Annotated in this window: 24 protein-coding genes; 3 read left to right on the top strand and 21 right to left on the bottom strand. The window is 65.9% G+C overall.

Annotated features, from left to right (window positions below):
• Positions 1-2 precede the first annotated feature (2 nt).
• From ACX9MO_RS11930 to ACX9MO_RS11835, 20 genes are all read right to left on the bottom strand, one after another.
• Entirely contained in the window at positions 3-1,484 is a 1,482-nt protein-coding gene (locus ACX9MO_RS11930; protein WP_462211994.1) for a 4-hydroxyphenylacetate 3-hydroxylase family protein, read from the bottom strand.
• A gap of 262 nt (positions 1,485-1,746) precedes the next feature.
• On the bottom strand, positions 1,747-2,736 hold the full coding sequence (locus ACX9MO_RS11925; RefSeq protein ID WP_462211993.1) for an asparaginase: 990 nt from the start codon (positions 2,734-2,736) through the stop codon (positions 1,747-1,749).
• A complete protein-coding gene (locus tag ACX9MO_RS11920; protein WP_462211992.1) occupies positions 2,733-3,692 on the bottom strand; it encodes a CobW family GTP-binding protein in 960 nt (319 codons plus the stop codon). The genes ACX9MO_RS11925 and ACX9MO_RS11920 overlap by 4 nt, the downstream gene beginning before the upstream one ends.
• Before the next feature lie 7 nt (positions 3,693-3,699).
• Positions 3,700-4,020 (bottom strand): hypothetical protein, encoded by a 321-nt coding sequence (locus ACX9MO_RS11915; protein WP_462211991.1) that lies wholly within the window; start codon positions 4,018-4,020, stop codon positions 3,700-3,702.
• A complete protein-coding gene (locus ACX9MO_RS11910) occupies positions 4,020-4,901 on the bottom strand; it encodes a polysaccharide deacetylase family protein (RefSeq protein WP_462211990.1) in 882 nt (293 codons plus the stop codon). Before ACX9MO_RS11910 ends, ACX9MO_RS11915 begins: the two co-directional genes overlap by 1 nt.
• Positions 4,902-4,932: 31 nt before the next feature.
• On the bottom strand, positions 4,933-5,907 hold the full coding sequence (locus tag ACX9MO_RS11905; protein WP_462211989.1) for a substrate-binding domain-containing protein: 975 nt from the start codon (positions 5,905-5,907) through the stop codon (positions 4,933-4,935).
• Positions 5,908-5,916: 9 nt separating this feature from the next.
• Positions 5,917-6,687 (bottom strand): ABC transporter permease, encoded by a 771-nt coding sequence (locus ACX9MO_RS11900; protein ID WP_222493292.1) that lies wholly within the window; start codon positions 6,685-6,687, stop codon positions 5,917-5,919.
• Positions 6,684-7,463 (bottom strand): ABC transporter ATP-binding protein, encoded by a 780-nt coding sequence (locus tag ACX9MO_RS11895; RefSeq protein ID WP_315900511.1) that lies wholly within the window; start codon positions 7,461-7,463, stop codon positions 6,684-6,686. The genes ACX9MO_RS11900 and ACX9MO_RS11895 overlap by 4 nt, the downstream gene beginning before the upstream one ends.
• A gap of 83 nt (positions 7,464-7,546) precedes the next feature.
• Complete coding sequence (locus ACX9MO_RS11890; protein ID WP_222493716.1) at positions 7,547-8,581, bottom strand: ABC transporter substrate-binding protein; 1,035 nt, start codon at positions 8,579-8,581, stop codon at positions 7,547-7,549.
• A 103-nt stretch (positions 8,582-8,684) separates the two neighbouring features.
• Entirely contained in the window at positions 8,685-9,707 is a 1,023-nt protein-coding gene (locus ACX9MO_RS11885; protein ID WP_222493296.1) for a hypothetical protein, read from the bottom strand.
• Positions 9,701-11,155, bottom strand: coding sequence for an NAD(P)-binding domain-containing protein (locus ACX9MO_RS11880; RefSeq protein ID WP_462211988.1), 1,455 nt, complete (start codon positions 11,153-11,155; stop codon positions 9,701-9,703). Before ACX9MO_RS11880 ends, ACX9MO_RS11885 begins: the two co-directional genes overlap by 7 nt.
• A 422-nt stretch (positions 11,156-11,577) precedes the next feature.
• Positions 11,578-11,724: a hypothetical protein gene (locus ACX9MO_RS11875; RefSeq protein WP_222493300.1), complete on the bottom strand. Its 147-nt coding sequence runs from the start codon at positions 11,722-11,724 to the stop codon at positions 11,578-11,580.
• Positions 11,725-11,906: 182 nt separating this feature from the next.
• A complete protein-coding gene (locus ACX9MO_RS11870) occupies positions 11,907-12,686 on the bottom strand; it encodes a succinate dehydrogenase iron-sulfur subunit (RefSeq protein ID WP_222493302.1) in 780 nt (259 codons plus the stop codon).
• 10 nt (positions 12,687-12,696) lie between these two features.
• Positions 12,697-14,505: a succinate dehydrogenase flavoprotein subunit gene (gene sdhA, locus ACX9MO_RS11865; protein WP_462211987.1), complete on the bottom strand. Its 1,809-nt coding sequence runs from the start codon at positions 14,503-14,505 to the stop codon at positions 12,697-12,699.
• Positions 14,506-14,530: 25 nt separating this feature from the next.
• Complete coding sequence (sdhD, locus tag ACX9MO_RS11860) at positions 14,531-14,902, bottom strand: succinate dehydrogenase, hydrophobic membrane anchor protein (RefSeq protein WP_222493306.1); 372 nt, start codon at positions 14,900-14,902, stop codon at positions 14,531-14,533.
• An 11-nt stretch (positions 14,903-14,913) separates the two neighbouring features.
• A complete protein-coding gene (sdhC, locus tag ACX9MO_RS11855; protein ID WP_462211986.1) occupies positions 14,914-15,303 on the bottom strand; it encodes a succinate dehydrogenase, cytochrome b556 subunit in 390 nt (129 codons plus the stop codon).
• 379 nt (positions 15,304-15,682) lie between these two features.
• The gene (locus ACX9MO_RS11850; RefSeq protein ID WP_462211985.1) at positions 15,683-16,714 is read right to left on the bottom strand and encodes a MaoC family dehydratase; all 1,032 of its coding nucleotides are present in this window, start codon (positions 16,712-16,714) and stop codon (positions 15,683-15,685) included.
• Entirely contained in the window at positions 16,714-16,917 is a 204-nt protein-coding gene (locus ACX9MO_RS11845) for a DUF1737 domain-containing protein (protein ID WP_222493311.1), read from the bottom strand. Before ACX9MO_RS11845 ends, ACX9MO_RS11850 begins: the two co-directional genes overlap by 1 nt.
• Before the next feature lie 4 nt (positions 16,918-16,921).
• Positions 16,922-17,467, bottom strand: coding sequence for an NnrU family protein (locus ACX9MO_RS11840; RefSeq protein ID WP_462211984.1), 546 nt, complete (start codon positions 17,465-17,467; stop codon positions 16,922-16,924).
• A gap of 67 nt (positions 17,468-17,534) precedes the next feature.
• Entirely contained in the window at positions 17,535-18,395 is an 861-nt protein-coding gene (locus tag ACX9MO_RS11835) for an HpcH/HpaI aldolase/citrate lyase family protein (protein ID WP_462211983.1), read from the bottom strand.
• Between the two features lie 324 nt (positions 18,396-18,719).
• Between ACX9MO_RS11835 and ACX9MO_RS11830 the strand changes: the two genes are divergently transcribed.
• Positions 18,720-19,031 (top strand): hypothetical protein, encoded by a 312-nt coding sequence (locus tag ACX9MO_RS11830; protein WP_462211982.1) that lies wholly within the window; start codon positions 18,720-18,722, stop codon positions 19,029-19,031.
• Positions 19,032-19,039: 8 nt separating this feature from the next.
• Here ACX9MO_RS11830 and ACX9MO_RS11825 read toward each other — a convergent pair whose 3' ends face one another.
• The gene (locus ACX9MO_RS11825; protein WP_462211981.1) at positions 19,040-19,798 is read right to left on the bottom strand and encodes a sulfite exporter TauE/SafE family protein; all 759 of its coding nucleotides are present in this window, start codon (positions 19,796-19,798) and stop codon (positions 19,040-19,042) included.
• Between the two features lie 174 nt (positions 19,799-19,972).
• On the opposite strand from ACX9MO_RS11825, the gene mdh reads away from it, so the two are divergent.
• Positions 19,973-20,935 carry a malate dehydrogenase gene (gene mdh / locus ACX9MO_RS11820; protein WP_222493320.1) on the top strand — a complete coding sequence of 321 codons (963 nt, stop codon included), beginning with the start codon at positions 19,973-19,975 and terminating at the stop codon, positions 20,933-20,935.
• A gap of 675 nt (positions 20,936-21,610) precedes the next feature.
• Entirely contained in the window at positions 21,611-22,804 is a 1,194-nt protein-coding gene (sucC, locus tag ACX9MO_RS11815) for an ADP-forming succinate--CoA ligase subunit beta (protein WP_222493324.1), read from the top strand.
• Position 22,805 lies beyond the last annotated feature (1 nt).

Genomic DNA, 22,805 nt, shown 5'->3' with positions numbered 1-22,805 from the left:
CCTCACTCCGCCGCGGAACTCAGGGCATTCTCGCCCGGCAGCCCATAGGTGCCCATGAAGCCGTCGACGAAATCCTTCACCTCGCCCCAGTCGAAGAAGCGGTAGGAATTGCCCCGGGTCACGAAGGTCGCGCCGGAATAGAACATTTCGTACTGCAGATGGCGCGAGCCGAATTCGGACCCAACCGCGTCCCAGGCCAGTTTCATCAGCTTCACCCGCTCCTCGCTGTTGGCGATGGGGGACCGCTGGGTCTTGCCGATGATCGCCGCCGTCTCGGGGTTCTCGAAGTCGGCATAGGACGACGGCACCATGATCATGCCCCCGCCCGAGAGCACGCGGATCTGCTCCACCACCTCCGGGTAGGTCGTCTGGGCGATCACCTGCGCGGTGCACAGGATCGACCGGTCGGGCACATAGTAGCCGTTGTAGTGCTCGCCCTGCGCCTCCATGGCGATGATCAGCGCGTCGATGTTGGAGACCTTGGCCGCCAGATGCCCCATCGTCTCGCGCACCTGCGGGAAGTTGATGATGTTGTTCAGTTCCGCGATCTTGCGCGCAAGGCCGAGGAGGAACTTCAGCTTCACCTTGAGGCGGATCATGCACTGGTAGTTCTGCATGACGTGGGCGCGGGTGTCATGCCACTGCGCCTGCGCCATCTTCAGGTCCTTGTGCACGAAGACCCGGTCCCACGGCACCTTCACATCGTCGAAATGCACCACCGCGTCATTCTCGTCGAAGCGCGAGGACAGCGGGTAGTCGAAGGTCGATGTCGCCTCGGCCTCGTAGGAGCGGCGGGACAGCATGCGCAGGCCCTTGGTGCCGATCGGCAGGGCGCAGGTGAAGGCATAGGCCTCGTCCCCAGCCTGGATCGCCTGGAAGCCCGAGACCATGATCTCGTTCGCCAGCACGCCCGAGGTGGCCAGCATCTTGGCGCCGCGAATGGTGATGCCCTCGCTGTCCTCGTCCACGATGGAGGCCACGAGATGCGGATCGGCCTGTCCGCCAGCGGTCTTGTTCTTGTCCGCCTGCGGGTTGATGATCACGTAGGACAGGAAGTGATCGTTGTCGCGGATGTAGTCGAAGTAGCTTTCCAGCGCGCCTGCCCGCTTCGGATCGTTCTCCCTGTAGACGTCCAGCCCCATGCGGAAGCCCACGAAGGTCGAGGCGACATGATCGGGCGAGCGGCCCAGCATGCCGCAGGTCTGGGCGGACCAGAGTTCGATGGACTTGCGCCGCTCGACCAGCTCCGCAGGGCTGCGCGGCAGCATCCACGACTTGTTCACCCGCTCGCCGGTCTTGGGCGAGGCAAAGGTCATCGCCTCGATATTCTCGGGCGCGGCCTGGTAGTCGTAGAGCTGCGCGGCCGAGGCGCAGGCATTGCGGAAGGCGGGCGAGGTGGTGACGTCCTCCACCTTCTTCCCGTCGATGAAGATGCTCCGCCCGTCGCGCAGCGAGGCAAGGTGGGACGCGCCGTCCTTCGTCATGTCGGATACTCCGAGAGCTGGGTCTGAGACCGGCGCCGGATCCGATGACCCCTTGCAGCCTGCCGTCACGTATCTGTCTGAAACCCGGTGGCCGGCGGCTGCCCATCTTAGGGTCAGACCTGTGCCGGTCCCGTCTCTTGCGCTCACGCTATCGGCGGGGCGCGGCGGAGGTCAAGCCAGCGCCCCACCCGCCCTGGAATGGAAAAAGGCGCCGCCCAAGGAATGGGCAGCGCCTGTTGTGACGTCAAACGGCGGCGCGGCCTTACTGGTAGGCGCCGATGGCCTGTTCGATCTCGATCTTCGTGGCGCCGCGGCCCAGCAGCGCCGAGAGCAGCAGCCGCGCCTTCACGCCCGACAGGGCGCCCGCGAGGATCGCCCCGTTCTTGACGAAGGTCACGGCGCCGCCGTCCTCGCCATAGATCGCGCCGGTCTGGCCTTCGGCGCAGCGCGAGCAGATCAGCACGGGCACGCCCTTCTCGGTCAGACGCTTCACCGCCGCGCCCCAGCCCCGCGGGCCATTGCCGCGTCCGAAGGCGTCGATCACCACGCCCCGGGTGCCGCGTTCCGCGAACCAGTCGAGGATGTCGGGCGTCATGCCGAGGGCGAGGCGCACGTAATCCACGCGCTCCTCCGGCTGCTGGTCGGCGGCCAGTGCCACCCGGTGACGATGGGCGGGCTTGCGGTAGATGTGCACGCGGCCCTGATCCACCTCGCCCAGCTTGCCGAGGCCCGGCGAGCGGAAGGTATCGGTGCGCGAGGCGTGGACCTTGGTCACCGTGGCGGCGGCGTGGATGTCGCCCTCGAAGAGGATCACCGCCCCCAGTCCCATGGCGCGGTCGCTGGCGGCCACCCGCAGGGCGTCGGCAATATTGCGCGGCCCGTCGGTGTCGGGATCGCCCGCGTGGCGCTGCGCCCCCGTGAAGACCACCGGCTTTTCGCCCCCCACCAGCGTCTCGGCGAGGAAGACGCTTTCCTCCATCGTGTCGGTGCCATGGGTGACGATCACCCCGTGCACCTCCGAGCGTCCGACCGCCTCCGAGATCGCGCGGCAGATCGCGGTCACGTCGGGGATCGTCAGCGCGCCGGAGCCCACGGAGGGGAAGTTCACCAGCTCCACCTCGATGCCCTCGGGGCGTTCGTGCAGCATCTCCATCAGGGCGGCGCCGTCCATCGCCGCGGACACGGGACCGCCGGGGGATTGGGCCTTGCTGGCGATGGTGCCGCCGGTCGAAATCCAGACCACGCGTTTCATGATGTCGTCTCCTGTCTTTGGCCGATCTTCTGGAACAGATCGAAGGATCGACGCAAGAGGGAAGGCTCGATCCCCTCCATGATGAAAACAAGGCGCGAACGGCGGTCCTGATCGGGCCAGTCTGTCATGTGGTGCGGCGGGTGGACCAGCCGCTGTACCCCGTGGATGGCGACCGGGCGCTCTTCGCCCTTCAGGTTCAGGATACCCTTCACCCGCAGGATGCGGTCCCCGTGCCGATTGAGCAAGAGGGTCAGCCAGACACCGAAGGCGGTCCAGTCGATCTCCTCCTCGAAGACCATGGTGGTGGAGGTCAAGCCCGCGCCATGGTCATGGTGCGTCTCCAGCGGCGGCACCTGCCGGCCCTCGCGGGCGGCCAACGCGATCTCGGCCACCGGATCGGTGCGGGCATCCAGCATCCGGGCCGTGGGGTTCAGCGCGGCCAGTTGCAGCGGCAGGCCGGGCGCGGGGGCGAGGTCCGTCTTGGTCAGCGCCAGCACATCCGCCGCCGCGATCTGGCGCAGCGCCTCGCGCCGGGTGGCGCCCGAAAGCATGGCAGGCGCGTTCACCGCGTCCACGGTGGTGATGACGCCCCCGGCCCGGACCTGGCTCTGCAGCACCGGATGAGCGCGCAGGGTCGAGAGCACGGGCCAGGGGTCCGCCAGCCCCGTCGTCTCGATCACGATCCGGTCGAAGGCGGCCCGCCCCTGCCCCCGCAGCGCGATCAGGTCGAGGATGGATTGCGCCACCTCGCCCCGCACCGTGCAGCAGATGCAGCCGGACTTCATCAGCATCACCGTCTCGTCGATCCGCTCCAGCAGGTGATGATCCAGCGCCACCTCGCCATATTCGTTGACCAACACGGCGGTGCCCGCCATGGCGGGATCCCCCAGCATCCGCTGCAACAGCGTCGTCTTGCCGGAGCCGAGGAAACCGGTCAGCAGGGTGACGGGGATCATCGCAAGCTCAGCCTTCGAGGCGGTCGAGATAGGCGGGATCGAGCGGGTCTATCTCGCGCCCGGCCAGCGTCTCTGCCTCGGCCCAGAGGTGATTGAGCCCCTCGAAGATCGCCGTCTTGCCGGTGGGGCCGCGCAGCACGTAAGAGCGTTTCTGCCAGTCCCCGAAGGTGATCCGCAAAGGCGCCAGCGCCCGGTTCACCACCCGCGCGCGGGCGGCGGCCTCGGCCCGGTGGGCCTGTGGCGAGGTCAGGCGCGAATAGACGCCCTCCCGCGCCACGGCGGCCGTCCAGTGGTCGTCACAGCCGAGGATGCCGCAGAGCGCGCACATCAGCCCTTCCGCGGACAGCGCTTGGCGAAATCGTCGGCCATCTCTTCCATGGTGACGAAGCGCACGCCCTCGTGGCTCTTGATGTGCTTGATCAGCCGTTCCAGCATCATCAGCACCTGCGGCCGCCCCGCGACATCCGGGTGGATGGTGATCGGGAAGACGGCATAATCCATCTCGCGGTAGACCCAGTCGAACTGGTCGGTCCAGAGCTGCTCGATATCGCGCGGATTGACGAAGCCGTGGCTGTTGGGCGAGCCCTTGATGAACATCATCGGCGGCAGGTCGTCGAGGTACCACGAGGCCGGGATCTCGATCAGGTCGGTCTCCTCGCCGCGCTCCAGCGGTTTCATCCAGGTTTCGGGCTGCGCGGTGTAGTCGATCTTGGTCCATGTGTCGCCGACCCGCACGTAGTAGGGCGTGTGGTCGTCATGCATCAGCGAGTGGTCGTACTTGATGCCCTTCTTCAGCAGCAGTTCGTTGGTGACGTTCGAGAACTCCCACCACGGCGCGACGTAGCCGCGCGGCGACTTGCCCGAGACCTCGGTGATCAGGGCGATGCACTTGTCGAGGACGGCCTCTTCCTGCTCGGGCGTCATGGCGATCGGGTTCTCGTGGCTGTAGCCATGCATCCCGATCTCGTGGCCCGCGGCGACCACGGCGGCGGTCTGCTCCGGGAAGGTCTCGACCGAATGGCCGGGGATGAACCAGGTGGTCTTGATCCCCTCGCGCTCGAAGAGCTTCAGCAGGCGCGGCACGCCCACCTCACCGGCAAAGAGCCCGCGCGAGATGTCGTCCGGGCTGTCCTCGCCACCGTAGGAGCCGAGCCAGCCCGCCACCGCGTCGACGTCGACGCCGAACCCTACCAGTATCTCCTTCGCCATTGGTCGTTCTCCCCTTTCAGGTGTCTCTGTTTCAGGTGTCAGCCATATCCGTGTCGAAGAGGTCCGCCGCGCTGAAGGCGCCCTCGATCAGCCCGTCCTCGCGCGTGTAGCGGATGATCGTGTCCAGCGTATCGCGGTTCCGGGCCAGCCCGGTGGACCAGTAATCCTTGCCCAGCTTGCGCTCGGTCATGGTCAGATGCTCCAGCGCCCAGGGCAGCATGACGCTGAGCGCGGCACTGTCATAGAGCCGGGCGCGCGCCTCCTCCTGCGCCTTGGTGAAGGCATCGAAGAGCGCGCGGGTCAGACCGGGGTTTGCCGCGGCGATCTCGCGTTTCACGCAGAGCACATGCATCGGGGGATAGATGCCCGTCATCTCGTAATAGGCCATGTCGGCGGCCATGGGATCGTCGAAGAGCCGGGTCACGCTGCCCCCCTCGACATAGGTCGAGGGCGCGCGGGCGGTGTAGAGCGCGTCGATCTCGCCCCGCGCCAGCATCCCGGCAAGACCGCCCTCGGCATGGGAATGCTCGATCTGGAAGCCGTCGGGATAGAACTGCGGGTGTTCGTCCCCGGTGCGGGCCTCTTCCAGCCCGTTGGTGACATAGATCGGCGCTGTGCGCGGCAGGTCGTAGTAATCCTGGAACATCCCGCGCAGCCAGACGGCGGCGGCCATGTCCCAGACGGGGATGCCGATGCGCTTGCCCGCGAGGTCCGCAGGCTTGCTGATCCCGGCATCGCGGTGGGTGAAGACGCAGGACAGGCGGAAATGGCGCGAGGGGAAGACCGGCACGGCGAGGTAGCGCCGCGCCCCTTCCATGTCGCGCAGGTAGGTGCCCAGCGGGAATTCGCAGGCGTCGTATGCGTGGTCCGACAGCTGCTTGTTGAAGAGCGCCTGCACCCCGTGGACGTTCCACGTGGCCTCGACCCCCTCGATGGGCACGGTGCCATCCAAGAGCGGGCCCATGCGGTCGCTTTCACTGACGCCGAAGGTGAGTTTGATCGTCATGTCATTCCCTTAGTTCGAGAAACCCGAGCGGTGGGCCCAGCCGGTCATCCGCTTCTCGATCCAGGCCATCACGAGGTACATCGCGATGCCCATGAACCCGAGGACGAAGAGACCGGCAAAGATCAGCGGCACCTGGAACTGTGCCTGCGCCATCATCATGAACTTGCCGATACCATGGTTCGAGGCGACGCTTTCCGACAGGACCGATCCCACGAAGGCCAGCGTGATGGCGATCTTCAGCGAGCCGAAGAAATAGGGCAGCGCGCGCGGGATGCCGACCTTGCGCATGATGTCCAGCTTGGAGGCGCCCAGCGCCTTGAGCACGTCTTCCAGCTCGCTCTCGATGGTGGCGAGGCCGGTGGCCACGTTCACCACGATCGGGAAGAAGGAGATCAGGAAGGCCGTCAGTGCCGCCGGCACCGCGCCGATGCCGAACCACAGCACCAGGATCGGTACCACCGCGACCTTGGGGATGGCGTTGAAGGCCACCATCAGCGGATAGAGCCCGGCATAGATCGTGGCCGAGTAGCCCACCAGCAGCCCCAGCGCGAGGCCGAAGACCACCGCGAGGCCGAAGCCCACCATCGTGGTGACCAGCGTATAGGTGCTCTCGCGCAGGATCGCGGGCCAGTATTCCACGATGGCCGCGAAGATGGTCGACGGCTTCGGCAGCAGGTAGCCGGGGATGTTGAAGACGATGACGGTGAGTTCCCAGAGCGCCAGCACGATGATCAGCGAGGCAATGGGCGAGATGCGGAGGAAGAGGCTCTGTCGGTTCATTTGCGCGCCGTCACGATATGTTCGCGCAGCTCGTGCACGAGGGACTGGAACTCTGCCGTGTAGGTCAGTTCGAGGTCGCGCGGGCGCTCCAGCTCGATCCGCCGCTCGGCGAGGATGCGGCCGGGACGGGCCGACATGGCAAAGACGCGGTCGGCGAGAAAGACCGCCTCGCGCAGGTCATGGGTGACGAGGATCACGGTCACGCCGGTCTCGGCATGAAGGTCGCGGATCACGCACCACAGTTCCTCGCGGGTGAAGGCATCAAGCGCGCCGAAGGGTTCGTCCAGCATCAGCAGCTTGGGCTGGTGGATCAGCGCGCGGCACAAGGCGGCGCGCATCTGCATCCCGCCCGACAGTTCCCACGGGTGCTTGTCGCCCGCGCCCTTCAGGCCCACGCGCTCCAGCAGGGCCTCGGCCCGCTCGCGGTATTCCTTCTTCTTGGCGCGGAACTGCTGCCGGTGCGGGGGCACGATTTCCAGCGGCAGCAGGATATTCTCTATCGTTGTGCGCCACGGCAGCAGGTTCGGCGCCTGGAACGCCATGCCCGCCATGCGCACCGGTTTCGTCACGCGCTCGCCCGCCACGGTGATCGTGCCGGCGCGGGGGAACTGAAGCCCGGTGGTCAGTTTCATGAAGGTGGACTTGCCACAGCCCGAAGGCCCGACGACGGCGGCGAACTCCCCTTCGCCGATGGAGACATGCAGGTCCTGGACCGCCAGCGGCCCCTCGGCGCCATAGCCGTGATCCACACCGTCGAATTCGATAAATGGTTGCACCCTGTCCCCCTCTAGTCGGTGCCGGTCTTGCATCGGGGGGCCGACATGCGGCCCCCCGAGAGGTCTTGCGTCCCGCTGCGGGATTATTCGACGGCCAGGTCCTCGTCCGAGGGCAGGAAGGAGCTGTCGAAGATCGCTGCCGCCTCCGGGGTGGCCTGGAAGTCGTAGGTCAGGCCCAGCTGTTCGATGGAATGCGTCAGGCGGTCCATGTCGACCTTGCCAAAGCCGTTGGCCTTCACTTCATCGGTGACGATGTTGTTTTCCAGCGCATAGGTCAGGCGCTCCAGTTCCATGTCCTTCTTGGCGACCGGGTTGCGCGACAGCACGGATTCGAGCGAGGCCTCGGGATCGGCCACCACGTCCTTCAGACCCTTGGTGAAGGCGCGCAGGAAGCCCTTCACCGCGTCCGGGTTCTCCTCGGCAAAGGCCGGGGTGACCATGATGGTGTTGCCGTAGAGATCGACACCGTAGTCCGACATCAAGAAGACGCTCACGTCCTCGGGGTCTTCCACGTTGCGGCGCACCGAGAGGTAGGTCGAGAAGGCGAAGCCGGTGATGGCGTCCACCTGGCCCGAGACCAGCATCGGCTCACGCACCGGGAAGCCGACGTTCTCGATGGTGACCTTGGAGGCGTCGATGTCGTTCTCTGCCACGAAGATCGGCCACTGGGCATAGGCCCCGTCCGGGGCGGGTGCGCCCAGCGTCTTGCCCTCGAGGTCCTTGGGCGTGGTCACGCCAAGGCTCTTGCGACCCACCACCGAGAAGGGCGGGTTGTTGTAGAGCATGTAGACCGCCTTGATCGGGGTCGCCGGGTTGGCATCGAGGAACTTGATCAGCGAGTTGATGTCGCCGAAGGCCATGTCATAGGTGCCCGAGGCCAGTCGGTTCAACGGCTCGACCGAGCCGGCGCCGGTGTCGATGGTGACGTCGAGGCCCTCTTCCTTGAAGTAGCCCTTGTCCAGTGCGACGAGGAAGGGCGCGGCAGGTCCTTCGAAGTTCCAGTCCAGCGAGAACTTGATCGGCGTCTGGGCCGAGGCCATTCCGGCACTCAGGGCAAGCCCAAGGCCAACCGCCGCACCGGCAGCGGTGCGAACGGCGCGGGAAAGGCGCGAAATCATCATCTTGTTTGTCTCCATGTTGTCTTTGACATCAGTCGTTTGCCGTCCGGGATTGTGCCCCCCGGTCCGGATGCAGGCGAGGACATCCCCGCCCCTGCATGAATCAACCAGACACGCGCGAGACGAGAACGTCCAGCAATTCCGGTAGGGCAAGCGGCGTGGCATTGGCACCGCCGCGCGAATAGACACCGCCGACCTTCGACTCGTCCGTTCCCAGCCGCTCCGCCAGCCGGCGGATCGCGTCCTTGCACTGGTCGGTCGTGGGCAGCGCCTCGATCTTGAGCCCCTCGGGCAGGTGGTCGTTCGCCCCCACGAGGTCGAGCCGCGCGTCGCCCACCTTGCGATAGGCGGGCACGTTGTGGGCGCTGCGCTCCTCGCGGCCCAGCACGAAGGACCGGTGCGTCAGCCCCGGCGCGACCCAGGCGATCCGGTCGGTATAACAGCCGCCGATGCGCTTCAGGCTGTCGGCGAGGATCCGCGCCATTTCGTTGTGCATCAGCACATAGGCCCGCTTCTCCTCCTCGCCCCATTTCCAGCGCGTGGCCGAAACCCGCGTCGCGGTCGAATCGGCCCGCCAGGGCGCCACCGCGTTGCCGCGTTTCTCGAAGAGGCCGGGATCGTCATAGGCGGTCGCGGGCGACGGGCGATCCTCGTACTCCGCGATGTTCTCGTAGGGTACCAGCGCCATCGGCTCCGAGATCACGGCGCGGTGGATCACCGTCCCCTTGCCGTTCGACAGGACCGAGAGGTTCAGCACGTCGCGCGGAAACGGCGGCTCCAGCCGGTCCTGCAGTTCCTCGGGCAGATAGCTCTGCCCCACCGGCGCGAAGCCTTCGGCCAGCAGGCGGCTGTTGATCGCCTGGTGCTCGGAGGAGAAGGGATAGGGCTTGGTCTTGGTGCAGGGCATCATCAGCAGCACCCGCTTCTCGGCCTGCGGCAGCGCGGGCTCGTAACGGTGCAGGATGTAGTCGATCCACTGGGCGATGCGCGGATGTTCGAGGCTGTCGACATTGTCCTGCGGCGAGTAGAGGCACAGCGTCGGGTCGAGCTCGAAGGGCTTCTGGATCTTCTCGCGGCTCTCGGTGATCCGGGTCTCGCGGTCATCGGTGGTGACGGTGTTCAGCATCTGCGGTCCTCCCCGGCCAGCGCTCGGGTCTCGCCCCGGGCTGCGGCCTCGTTCAGTTCGGGTTCATCATAGGCCTCGAGCGCGGCAAGATGGGCCTCCGCATCCTCGAGGAACAATCGCTCGGTCAGGCCGCGCACCAGTCGCTCGGCCCCGAATTTCAGCGCCGAGATCCCGGCAGAGCCCGCCAGGCTCGGCATGGCGGCGAAGGTGTAGCAATGCACCCGGCTGACCCAGGGAGCGCTGCCCGGCACCTTCTCCTGCAGGGCGAAATCGCGGCCCAGGTAGGGGAAGCTCTCCAGCACCGGATCATCCTCCCCTGCCGGCGCCTCGAAGCGGTCGCCCCAGAGCGCCACATGGGGCGCCATCCGCGCCAGCTCGGGCCGGGCGGCGAAATCGACCCGCAGGCCGGTGCCGACGATTAGGAAATCCGCCTCCACCACGCCTTTCGGCGTCTCGATGGCAATCCCGCCGGGCCCCTCGCGGAGCGACAGGAAGGGGCAGCCCAGGTGCACCCGGAACCCGTCATACATGGCACACCGGTCATAGGTCGGCTGTGGCGGCGGCTGGTTCATGGTGAAGATGCGCCGCATGAAGCGCCATTTCAGCGCATCCGGCAGTTCGCCGAAATGGCGCAGGAAGCCCGCGAACTCCATCCAGCGGTAGGGATTTACGGCGGGCAACCGGCTGCGCCGCGCGAAGAGGTCGACCGACGCCGCCCCCGCCGCCAGTGCCTCCGCCGCATTGTCGAAGGCCGAGGCTCCGGCCCCCAGCACCGCCACCCGGCGGCCCCTGAGGGCGGCAAAGTCGATGGGTTCTGAGGTATGGGCATACAGCCCGCGCGGCAGCGCCGCCGCGATCATGTCCGGCACGGTCCAGACGCCCGCGCCCTCGATCCCGCTGGCCAGCACGACGGACCGGGTGAGGATCTTCGCCACCCCCCGCGCATCGCGGGTCGTAACCTCCAGCAGGTCGTCACTGACGGGCGCGATATCCTCCACGCTGATCCCGTTGCGGATCGGCAGGTCCAGCACTGAGCGCAGCCAGAGCAGGTAGTCATGCCAGAGCATCCGGGGGATCTTCTCGACCCCGTCCCAGCTTCCGGCGCCGAACCGCGCCTCGTACCAGGCCTGCGGCAGCAGCGAGGGTACGCCGAGGTCGGGGCCGATCACGTGTTTCGGGGTGCGCAGCGTCTCCATCCGTGCAAAGCGCCGCCAGACCCCCTCCGCCCCCGCCGGATTGCGATCCAGCACCTCGACATTCTGCACCGCCTCGCGGGCCAGTCCGAAGGCGATCGTCATGCCGCTCTGCCCGCCGCCCACGATGACCACGTCCCGCACGGGCCGGCCACCCACCGTCCGCGCTGGCACCCACGCCCGCGCAGGATAGCTCAGCCGCGCGAGGTCTTCGCGCGCCCGTGCGGTCAGGGCATCCAGATGGGCAGAGGACATGGACGGGCTCCGGAAACGGGGTTCTGAAGGATCGCGCCGGGTTTCCCCGGTGGTGCGGTGCTTGACCCGATCTTACGGTTCTCAAAGCGTCCCACCCACTAAAGCCAGCCCGATGCACCCAGCCAAGCCCCTCCCACTCTCCAGGCCGGCTTCCGAACCCGACCGCCTGAAAAATCGCCAGACATCCACCTCCCGCTCAATTTGCAGGCGACCCATTGATCTTTCGCTTCGAAGTATCCTCGGGGGGAGTCGCGGCACGCGACGGGGGGCAGACAGCCCCCCTCCCCGCCCGCCGCAGGCGCAGGCCTGACCCGCCGCAGGCGCTCTCCCAGTCCGCCGCAGGCGCCGCCCCGAAGCGCCCCTCACAAACGAAAAAACCCTGCCAAACGGCAGGGCTTTTCGAAACCGGGAAACGGGCGCGCTCAGGCGGCGTTCGCGTAGTCCACGTAGGCGTCTTCGGCAGGTGCGTCGTCCTGCGCGGTCACGGCCGGCGCTTCCGGGGTGTAGTAGGCAAAGGCATCTTCCAGAATGGCCAGAGCCTCGGCGGGGGTGTAGTTCTGTGCGTCCATATCGGGTGCCTCAGGTCTATCATCGGCCCCCTCCCTGACCGGGAATATGCGGCAGGATCCGCGCCCTGACATCGGCCAATCTCTCAAAGCCGTTATGCTGCAGGTGCAAAGGTATCTCGCAGATGCAGAAAAGCCCCGCGATTGCGGGGCTTTACCTTGTTTTCCAAGGGGACCTGCGCGGATCAGACCGCGCGTTCCACCATCATCTGCTTGATCGACGCGATCGCTTTTGCCGGGTTCAGACCCTTCGGGCAGGTCTTCGCGCAGTTCATGATCGTGTGGCAGCGGTAGAGCTTGAAGGGGTCTTCAAGTTCGTCCAGACGCTCGCCGGTGGCCTCGTCGCGGCTGTCGATGATCCAGCGGTAGGCGTGGAGCAGCGCGGCCGGGCCGAGGTAGCGGTCGGAATTCCACCAGTAGGACGGGCAGGCCGTCGAACAGGAGGCGCACATCACGCACTCGTAGAGACCGTCGAGTTTCTTGCGATCCTCGATCGACTGTTTCCACTCCTTGGCGGGGCGGTTGGTCTTGGTCTCGAGCCAGGGCATGATCGAGGCATGCTGCGCGTAGAAATGCGTCAGGTCGGGGATCAGGTCCTTGACCACCGCCATGTGCGGCAGCGGGTAGATCCGCACGTCGCCCTTGATCTCGTCGAGACCGTAGATGCAGGCCAGCGTGTTGATCCCGTCGATGTTCATCGCGCAGGAGCCGCAGATCCCCTCCCGGCAGGAGCGCCGGAAGGTGAGCGTCGGGTCGATCTCGTTCTTGATCTTGATCAGCGCGTCCAGCACCATCGGGCCGCACTTGTCCATGTCGAGGAAGTAGGTGTCGACACGGGGGTTTTCACCGTCGTCCGGGCTCCAGCGATAGACCTGGAACTTGCGGACATTGGTGGCACCCTCGGGCTTGGGCCAGGTCTTGCCGGTCTTCAGCTTCGAGTTCTTGGGGAGCGAGAATTGTACCATATCGTCCTCCTTAGAACGTCCGCGCCTTGGGCGCGATTTTCTTGAGCGAGATGCCGCCCTCGTCTTCGGTGGTCAGCGGGTCGACGATCACCGGCCGGTAGGTCAGCTTCACGTCTGCACCATCGACATGGGCCACCGAGTGGATGCGCCAGTTCTCGTCGTCGCGGGTGGCATAGTCCTCGTGGGCGTGCGCCCCGCGGCTTTCCTTGCGCGCCTCTGCCCCAACGATGGTGGCCATCGCGTTCGGCATGAGGTTGGTGAGTTCCAGCGTTTCCATCAGGTCCGAGTTCCAGATCAGCGACCGGTCCGTCACGGAGACGTCGGGCAGCTTCTTGGCGATCTCGGTCATCTTGGTGACGCCTTCCTTCAGCGTCTTGTCGGTCCGGAACACCGCCGCGTCGGCCTGCATGGTGCGCTGCATCTCCAGCCGCAGTTCTGCGGTCGTGACGCCACCCTTGGCGTTGCGGAAGTAATCGAACCGGTCGAAGGCCTTGTCGATCGACGCCTTGTTGAGCGTCGGGTTCGGCTTGGACGGATCGACGATCTGGCCGGCACGGATCGAGGCGGCCCGGCCGAAGACCACGAGGTCGATCAGCGAGTTCGAGCCGAGACGGTTCGCGCCGTGCACCGAGGCACAGCCCGCCTCGCCCGCGGCCATCAGGCCGGGCACGACCCCGGTGGGGTTCTCTGCGGTCGGGTTCAGCACCTCACCCCAGTAGTTGGTCGGGATACCGCCCATGTTGTAGTGCACGGTCGGCAGAACCGGGATCGGCTCCTTGGTCACGTCCACGCCGGCGAAGATCTTCGCGCTCTCGGAGATGCCCGGCAGACGCTCGGCGAGCGCCTCGGCAGGCAGGTGCGAGAGGTTCAGGTGGATGTGGTCGCCATGCTCGCCCACGCCGCGGCCTTCGCGGATCTCCATGGTCATGGAGCGCGAGACGTAGTCGCGGGGCGCCAGGTCCTTGTACTGGGGCGCATAGCGCTCCATGAACCGTTCGCCTTCGGAGTTGGTCAGGTACCCGCCTTCGCCGCGCGCGCCCTCGGTGATGAGGCAGCCCGAACCGTAGATGCCGGTCGGGTGGAACTGGACGAATTCCATGTCCTGCAGCGCGAGGCCCGCACGGGCCACCATGCCGCCGCCGTCACCGGTGCAGGTGTGCGCCGAGGTGGCCGAGAAGTAGGCCCGGCCGTAACCGCCGGTGGCCAGAACGACCATCTTGGCCGAGAAGACGTGCATCGTGCCGTCGTCGAGCTTCCAACAGACCACACCCTGGCAGACGCCGTCGTCCGACATGACCAGGTCGATCGCGAAATACTCGATGTAGAACTCTGCGTTGTTCTTCAGCGACTGGCCGTAGAGCGTGTGCAGGATGGCGTGGCCGGTCCGGTCCGCCGCGGCGCAGGTGCGCTGCACGGGCGGGCCTTCACCGAATTCGGTGGTGTGACCGCCGAAGGGACGCTGGTAGATCTTGCCTTCTTCGGTCCGGCTGAAGGGCACACCGTAGTGCTCCAGCTCGTAGACCGCCTTGGGCGCCTCGCGGGCGAGGTATTCCATCGCGTCGGTGTCGCCGAGCCAGTCGGAGCCCTTCACGGTGTCGTACATGTGCCACTGCCAGTTGTCGGGGCCCATGTTGGACAGCGACGCGGCAATGCCGCCCTGTGCGGCGACGGTGTGGGATCGAGTCGGGAAGACCTTGGTCACGCAGGCCGTACGCAGGCCCTGTTCGGCCATGCCGAGGGTCGCGCGCAGCCCTGCACCGCCAGCCCCGACGACCACGACGTCATATTCATGCGTCTCGTATTGGTAAGCTGCCGTCATGTTTTCTTTTCCTTCAACCCGCGAATTAGAGTGCCAGTTTGACCAGCGCGAAGAGCACCGCGACGATCATGGCGTAGGAAAACGCCTGCACGGCGACGAGCAGCAGTTTGCCCGGCGTGCCGTGGACGTAGTCGATGATGGCCTCGTCTGCTTCGCCCTTGCAGTGCAGGATCACCACGATCGCGGTCAGCGCGGTGATGATCGCCGGACAGGGGCGCCCGAAGTAGGCGAGGACCTCTTCGTAGCTGCCGCCAAGGCCCGCGCCGAAGGTGAAGACGAAGAGCGGCACGAGCACGACCATCACGGCCGAGCTGATCATCGCTTTCCAGTGGTGTTCGGTCCCGGTCCGGCCGGAGCCCAGACCCTGTGCGCGCTTGCGGTCAGTCAGAAATCGCATGAGCTGTCTCCTTACACCACGATGATCGTGAAGAGCGTCAGAACGGTGGCGCCGATGAACATGCCCCAGCCCATTTTCTCCGACACCGGAATTTCGATGCAATAGCCCAGATCCCAGATCACGTGCCGCAGGCGGCCCAGCATGTGGTACCAGATGGCCCAGGTCGCCAGCAGCATCAGCAGGTCACCGAACCAGCTGGTCAGCAGGCCGTCCGCGACCGCGAAGGCCTCGGGCGAGCTGGCCGCAGCAAGGAACCAGCAGACCAGCAGGAAAGCGAAGCCAAGCGTCGCGATGCCGGTGATGCGGACCATGATGGACGAGATCGACGTCATCTGGGGGCGGTAGTACTGCCCGAGCATGAAAGGGGAGAGTGGGCGATTGCCACGGTTCACATCAGCCATGAGATGTCCTTTCCGTATTTCCCTCGGGCATCGGTTTACGCAGAAGCGCCCCCGCTTGTCATCCTCTCCGGGGGTCGCAGTCCCAAGAATTTGACAGTGGCACATAAATAATTTTCGAGTTGTGATCACAGATTTTATTTGTGTGATCACAAAATGTGCAACAAATCCGAGAGCGTGAATTCCGAGTGATTTGCTAGGTTTTACGCGTTGATTCTTGTTGTCATTTGAACGGCTGGCGGCCTTTCCCGCAAGCGTCGGGCGCGTTCCGGGCGGTCCTTGACCGCTGGCGGGCGGCCCGTCGCCGCCCTAGCCGTGGTGTTTCGTGCCGTCGCGCAGGCGGTGGCCCGGGGCCCCGTCTACAGGGCCCGCCCGCCGATCCTCAGACCGGGATCAGGGCCCAGTAGTCGAGGTCCAGCAGCACCTCGGGCAGGTACTTTCCGTCCTCGCCCTTCAGCGCACCGGCAGGGGCGCCGGTGGTCGCCACCAGCCGCAGGCGCAGGGCGCCGACGCCGGGGGCCGGGGTCTCGGCCTTGTCCAGCACCTCGGACCACGCCTTGACGGTCAGCCCGGAAAAACAGGGGTTTGCATGGGCCCCGCCGTTCAGCCCGACGATCATCTGCGCATTCGCCAGCCCGTTGAAGGACAGCGCCCGCGCCATCGAGATGATGTGCCCGCCATAGATCAGCCGCTGCCCGTCGGGCCGGAAAGTCGCGTCGAAATGCACCTTGGCCGTGTTCTGCCAGAGGCGCGTGGCGATCATGTGCTCGGCCTCCTCGATGGTGACGCCATCGACGTGGTCGATCACCTCGCCTACCGCGTAATCGCCCCAGCGGTGCGGCTCACCGGCCAGCGTGAAATCGTAGCCGGTGAAGTCTAGCCCCTCGGGGATCACGAGGTCCTCCGCCGCCAGAACCGGCTTCAACTCCGGCAGCACCGTCTCGGGCGCGGGCGCGTCGAGGTCGCCTTTGCGCACCATGACCCAGCGGACGTAGTCCATCACGGTCTCGCCGTGCTGGTTCAGACCGGAGGTGCGGACATAGACCACGCCGGACTTGCCGTTTGAGTTCTGCTTGAGCCCGATCACCTCGGAGCGGGAGCGCAGCGTGTCGCCGGGCCAGACCGGTTTCAGCCAGCGGCCCTCGGCATAGCCGAGGTTCGCCACCGCGTTGAGCGAGACATCCGGCACGGTCTTGCCGAAGACCACGTGGAAGGCCGCGAGGTCATCCAGCGGCGAGGCCGGCAGGCCGCAGGCCTGCGCGAAGGCGTCGGAGGAATAGAGCGCGTGGCGCGCCGGGTAGAGGGCATGATAGAGCGCCCGCTCCCCCTGCCCGACGGTGCGCGGCACCGCGTGGTCGATGACCTGACCGACGGCGTAATCCTCGAAGAAACGTCCCGGATTGGTCTTGCTCATCACAGCTGCCCCAGCTTGGTGTCGGGGGTGTATTCCGCGTCGACCTCCTTGGTCACCGCCTGCGCACAGCGCATCACGCCCGCCGCGGCGTCGAAGGCATAGGAGGGATCGCCATAAAGCTCCCAGCCCTTGGACAGGGCTTCGGAAACCTTGTGGCAGAAGGCGGAGGTGTCGACTTCGGTCAGGAGACGATAGGCTTTCATGAGATTATCCCGGGAAAGGTGACGGGCCGATCCAGCCGTGGATCAGCGTGATGACGACAAAGGCCACGATCGTCGCGGCCAGGGTGATGAGGTCGCGCTTGGGCGACCCTGCGGCGGGGCGCTCCCATGGGCCGGCACGGTTGATCAGCACGATCTCGGCCACGGCCCAGAGAAGCATGGAGCCGAAGAGCAGGATCGAGGCCAGATCGCCGTTCACCATCAGGTGCGCGATCCCCCAGAGGATCACCGCGCTCAGCTGGGGATGCCGGAACCTGGCCTTCAGCGCGCCCTTCGATTCGCTGATCGCGAAGGCGAAAACTGCCAGCAGCATCAGCAGGTTGTTGATGTGGGTGAAGAAGGCAGGCGGGTACCAGACATTGACGAAGGGCGCCCAGCGATAGCCGAGGATCATGCAGATCAGCCCCAGCCCGACACCGATGGCGACGGGGCCGCGCCCCTTCGCGCCCATCGCCGCCCGCTTCTCGGGGGCGATGCGCTTGAAGAGATGGGCGAGGACCCAGAGAAGTATACCAAGGATGAGGAGGATCATGAGGAGCACCTGCTGCCAGAGGGGTTGCGGCGGGGCTCAGCCCGCGCTCGCCCCCACCCTGACGGTCTCAGCCCAGCTGTGCAATCGCCTCGGCCTTGGCCAGAGTCTTGCGGGCGGTTTCCACGTGCAGGTTCTCGACGATCTTGCCATCCACCACGGCCACGCCCTGCCCGGCCTTCTCGGTCTCCTCGAAGGCGGCGATCTGGCGTTTCGCCAGGTCCACCTCGGCGTCGGAGGGGGCGAAGGCGGCATTGGTCACCTCGACCTGCGCCGGGTGGATCAGGGTCTTGCCGTCGAAGCCGAGGTCGCGGCCCTGGTCGCATTCGATGCGCAGGCCTTCCTCGTCCTTGAACTGGTTGTAGACCCCATCCACCGCGATCACCCCGTGGGCGCGCGCGGCCAGCAGCATCTGCTGCAGCGCGAACATCATCGGCAAGCGATCCGCCCGGCCGCGGCAGTTGAGCTCCTTGGCGAGGTCGTTGGTCCCCGCGACGAAGCCGGTCAGCTGCGGATGGGCCGCGATCTCCAGCGCGTTCAGCACGCCGAGCGGCGTCTCGATCATCGCCCAGATCGCCGTTTCGGTACCGAGGATGTCCGAAAGTGCCTGGATGTCGGCGGCGGAATTCACCTTGGGCAGCAGGAAGGCATCCGCCCCGCTGTCCTTCAGCGTGGCCACGTCGTCTGCGCCCCAGTCGGTGTCCAGACCGTTGATCCGGATGATCTTGGCCTTGGCGCCATAGCCCCCCTCGGCCAGCGCCGCCTTCAGCGTCTCGCGCGCCTCGGCCTTGGCATCGGGCGTCACCGCATCCTCGAGATCGAAGATGATCGCATCCACCGGCAGCGACCGCGCCTTGTCGAGCGCCCGCTCCTTCGAGCCGGGGATGTAGAGCACGGAGCGATAGGGACGGGTCGTGGCGTCAAGTGTCATCGGGTTCCTCCTGGGATCGCCATGTCTCGGCAATAATCTTGCGCGGGTTTGGCACTTTTTAACTCAATTGTTCAAGAGAAATTCTGCCGCAGCGCAGAGAAATTCGACGGCAGGCGCAGCAACGCCCCCGACATTAACCTTGTCTTCGTCCCTTGTCAGGCAGGCTGACAGGGAATGGAGGGCCCCGTCGCCCGCCCGGCCCCCGGAACCATCGCGGCCCGGCCCTCCCCATCGAGGAGGCAGGTCGTCGCCACGGAGCGGGGCTGACCGGACGTCCGCCTGCTCCTGCAAGGGCCCGCATTTCAGGACCGGAAAGGACTGACGATGAAACTCTGTACTCCCGGCGGGCTCGGCGCCTGTCTCCTACTTCTCACGGCAGCGCCTGCCGCGGCGCAGGCGGGCAACTGCGCCCCCCGCGACAGGGTGCTCGACCGTCTGGCCACGACCTACGGAGAGACGCGCCGCGCGATCGGCCTCGGCTCCAACAACGGGGTAATGGAGGTCTTTGCGTCCGACGACAGCGGGACCTGGACCATCACGGTGACGATGACCTCCGGGCTCACCTGCCTCGTGGCGAGCGGCGAATCCTACGAGACGCTGGCAGAGGCGCTGCCCGTGCAGGACGAGGACACCTAGGGGCCGCCCTAGGCCAGAGCGACCCAGATCAGCCGGATGCCGGTGAAGGTCAGCAGCGTGTAGGTGATGCCGAAGAAGAGCGTCTCGGATACCACCTTGTGGGCCTTGATCCCGATCACCACGCCCACCATCGCAACCGGGGCGAGGATCAGATCGGCCGTCAGCGTCGACAGGCTGAAGACCCCGGCCCCGGCGTAGAAGCCCACTTTCATCAGGTTGACCGCCCAGAAAAGCAGCACTGTCGTCGCCTGGTAGGTCATCTTGTCGAGACCGCGGGACAGCAGGTAGACCGCCGCCGGCGGGCCGCCCGCGTGACTGATGAAGGACGTGAAGCCCACCGCCATCCCCGCGGCCCCGGCGAAGCCCCTGTGCGGCTGGTCGATCCGCGCCAGCCGGATCAGCCCCGCCCCCTGCGCCAGACGCCAGGCCACGAAGGCGATGCAGATCACCCCGATCAGCAGGCGGAACACATCTGGATCGGCGTGTTTCATCAGCAGCGCCCCCAGCAGCACACCGGGCAGAGCGCCCATGAGCATTGGGGCCGCGTCGGGCCAGCTCCAGCGCCGCCAGTAGCCCGGCAGCGCAGTCACATCCATCAGCATCAAGAGCGGCAGCATCAGCCCCAGCGCCACCGGCGGCGGCAGGTAGAGCGCCAGAATCGCTAAGGCCGCGAAGGCTGCACCACCCCCGAATCCCCCCTTCGACATGCCGGAAAAGATCACCGCGGGAACCGCGAAGGCGAAAAAGGCCGGGGTCAGATCGAGCATGAAAAAAGCGGGCCTCCGGACGGCAGGTTTCAGGGCAATAGCGCGGATCTAGCGCTAACGGCGGAGGTGGTCTAGGGCGGTTCCTGCCGTAACGTCCGCGTGAAACCCTTGCGCACCAAGGGGGAAGGGACTACGCCTTGCCGCGATTTTCAACCGGACCGGAGATGAAATCCAATGGCCAGACCCAAGATTGCTCTGATCGGCGCAGGTCAGATCGGTGGCACGCTCGCTCACCTCGCTGCACTGAAGGAACTGGGCGACGTCGTTCTGTTCGACATCGCTGAAGGGACCCCCGAAGGCAAAGCACTCGACATCGCCGAGTCCGGCCCCTCCGAGGGCTTCGACGCGTCGCTGATGGGCACGCAGTCCTACGAGGACATCGCAGGCGCAGACGTCTGCATCGTGACCGCCGGCGTGCCGCGCAAGCCCGGCATGAGCCGCGACGACCTGCTGGGCATCAACCTGAAGGTCATGAAGTCCGTCGGTGAAGGCATCGGCAAATACGCCCCCGACGCCTTCGTCATCTGCATCACCAACCCGCTCGACGCGATGGTCTGGGCCCTGCAGAAGTTCTCGGGCCTGCCGGCCTCGAAGGTCTGCGGCATGGCCGGTGTCCTCGACTCCGCCCGCTTCCGTCACTTCCTGTCGGTCGAGTTCGGCGTGTCGATGAAGGACGTCACCGCCTTCGTGCTCGGCGGCCACGGCGACACCATGGTTCCCTCGGTCCGTTACTCGACCGTCGGCGGCATCCCCCTGCCCGACCTCGTCGACATGGGCTGGACCACCCAGGACAAGCTGGACGCCATCGTGCAGCGCACCCGGGACGGCGGCGCAGAGATCGTCGGCCTGCTGAAGACCGGTTCCGCCTTCTACGCGCCCGCGACCTCGGCCATCGAAATGGCTGAATCCTACCTGAAAGACCAAAAGCGCGTCCTGCCCTGCGCCGCCTACTGCGACGGCGAGCTGGGTGTGAAGGACATGTACGTGGGCGTGCCCACCGTGATCGGCGCCGGCGGCATCGAGAAGATCATCGAGATCAAGCTGACCAAGGAAGAGCAGGCCATGTTCGACAAGTCCGTCGACGCGGTCAAAGGCCTGGTCGACGCTTGCAAGGGCATCGACGGTTCGCTGGCGTAAGCCTCGACCACAGTCCGAATGGAAAAGGCGCCGGTTGTCCGGCGCCTTTTTCCGTGCGCTTCGCCTGCCGCGACCGCCATGCATGCCCCGGGTGGGTGCCACGGCCAAATCCGATGGTGACAGCGCGGCCTTCATTTGCGAGGGTCTTGGCGACTTTCGAAGACGCTGCGCCGCGGGTCGCCCCCGGAGAGAGGAGAGAGGCATGGAGGAAAGGTTCGCACAGGTTCTCAGACGCCTGGGCAGCCGCGCGCCCGGCCCTTCCACTATGCCGAACTGCGCCCGGACTGGACCGGGCTGCCCATCGGCGAGAAGGTCCAGTCGGGCCACGCCTTCCTCGACGCGGTCCGCGCCGGCCAGTTGCCCGGGGTGACCGACACGGGCGAGAAGGACGGTGCCGGGCGGGTTTACCACTGGGCCGGATCAGGGGCGGCGACGGGCGACTCGGGGCAGACATCGGGAACCGACTCGCCCCGCTAGGGTGATTTGCCCACCTTTTCGACACAGGCACTCACGCCGGAGTGAGGCGCCACGGCATTTGTGATCACACCATTTTCGCGTGTGATCACAAACCCGGAAAAATCGGCGAAATTCCCCGGTACTGCGGAAAAAACCGTTCATCCCCCGTCAAGGATGTGGCTATACCGGGTGCAATCGTAGCAACGAGGGACGGAGTTCATGAACATCCATGAATATCAGGCGAAGGCGCTGCTTCGCGAATACGGTGCGCCGGTGTCCGACGGGCGTGCAGTACTGAAAGCGGAGGAGGCCAAGACGGCCGCAGGCGAGCTCGACGGCCCGCTCTGGGTGGTCAAGGCGCAGATCCACGCCGGCGGCCGCGGCAAGGGCCACTTCAAGGAAGCCGACGCTGGCGAAAAGGGCGGTGTCCGCCTTGCCAAGTCGGTGGAAGAAGCCGCCGAGGAAGCCAAGAAGATGCTCGGCCGCACGCTGGTGACGCACCAGACCGGTCCGGCGGGCAAGCAGGTCAACCGCATCTACATCGAAGCGGGTTCGGACATCGAGCGTGAGCTGTACCTCGCGCTGCTGGTGGACCGTCAGACCTCCTCCGTGTCCGTCGTCTGCTCCACCGAGGGCGGCATGGACATCGAGGAAGTCGCCGCGTCGACCCCGGAGAAAATCCTCTCCTTCTCGATCAACACCGCGACCGGCTACCAGCCGTTCCACGGCCGCAAGGTCGCCTTCTCGCTGGGCCTCGAAGGCCAGGCGATGAAGCAGTGCGTGAAGCTGATCGGCCAGCTGTACAAGGCCTTCATGGACAAGGACATGGAGCAGCTGGAAATCAACCCGCTGATCGTCATGCCCGATGGCAACCTCAAGGTGCTGGACGCCAAGGTCGGCTTCGACGGCAACGCGATCTACCGCCACGCCGACATCGCCGCCCTGCGCGACGAGACCGAGGAAGACGCCAAGGAACTGGCGGCCTCCAAGTACGACCTGAACTACATCGCGCTCGACGGTGAGATCGGCTGCATGGTGAACGGCGCAGGCCTCGCCATGGCGACGATGGACATCATCAAGCTCTACGGTGCAGAGCCCGCGAACTTCCTCGACGTTGGTGGCGGCGCCACCAAGGAGAAAGTGACCGAAGCGTTCAAGATCATCACCTCGGACCCGAACGTGAAGGGCATCCTGGTGAACATCTTCGGCGGCATCATGCGCTGCGACGTCATCGCCGAGGGCGTGATCGCCGCGGTGAAAGAGGTCGGCCTGCAGGTTCCGCTGGTCGTGCGCCTCGAAGGCACCAACGTCGAGCTCGGCAAGGAGATCATCTCCAACTCCGGCCTCAACGTGATCGCGGCAGACAACCTGTCCGACGGCGCCGAAAAAATCGTCAAAGCAGTGAAAGGCTGAA

The organism is Pseudooceanicola profundus (assembly GCF_054919315.1).
Note: the sequence above shows the minus strand (reverse complement) of the source record. Positions and strands in the feature narration are given on the sequence as shown.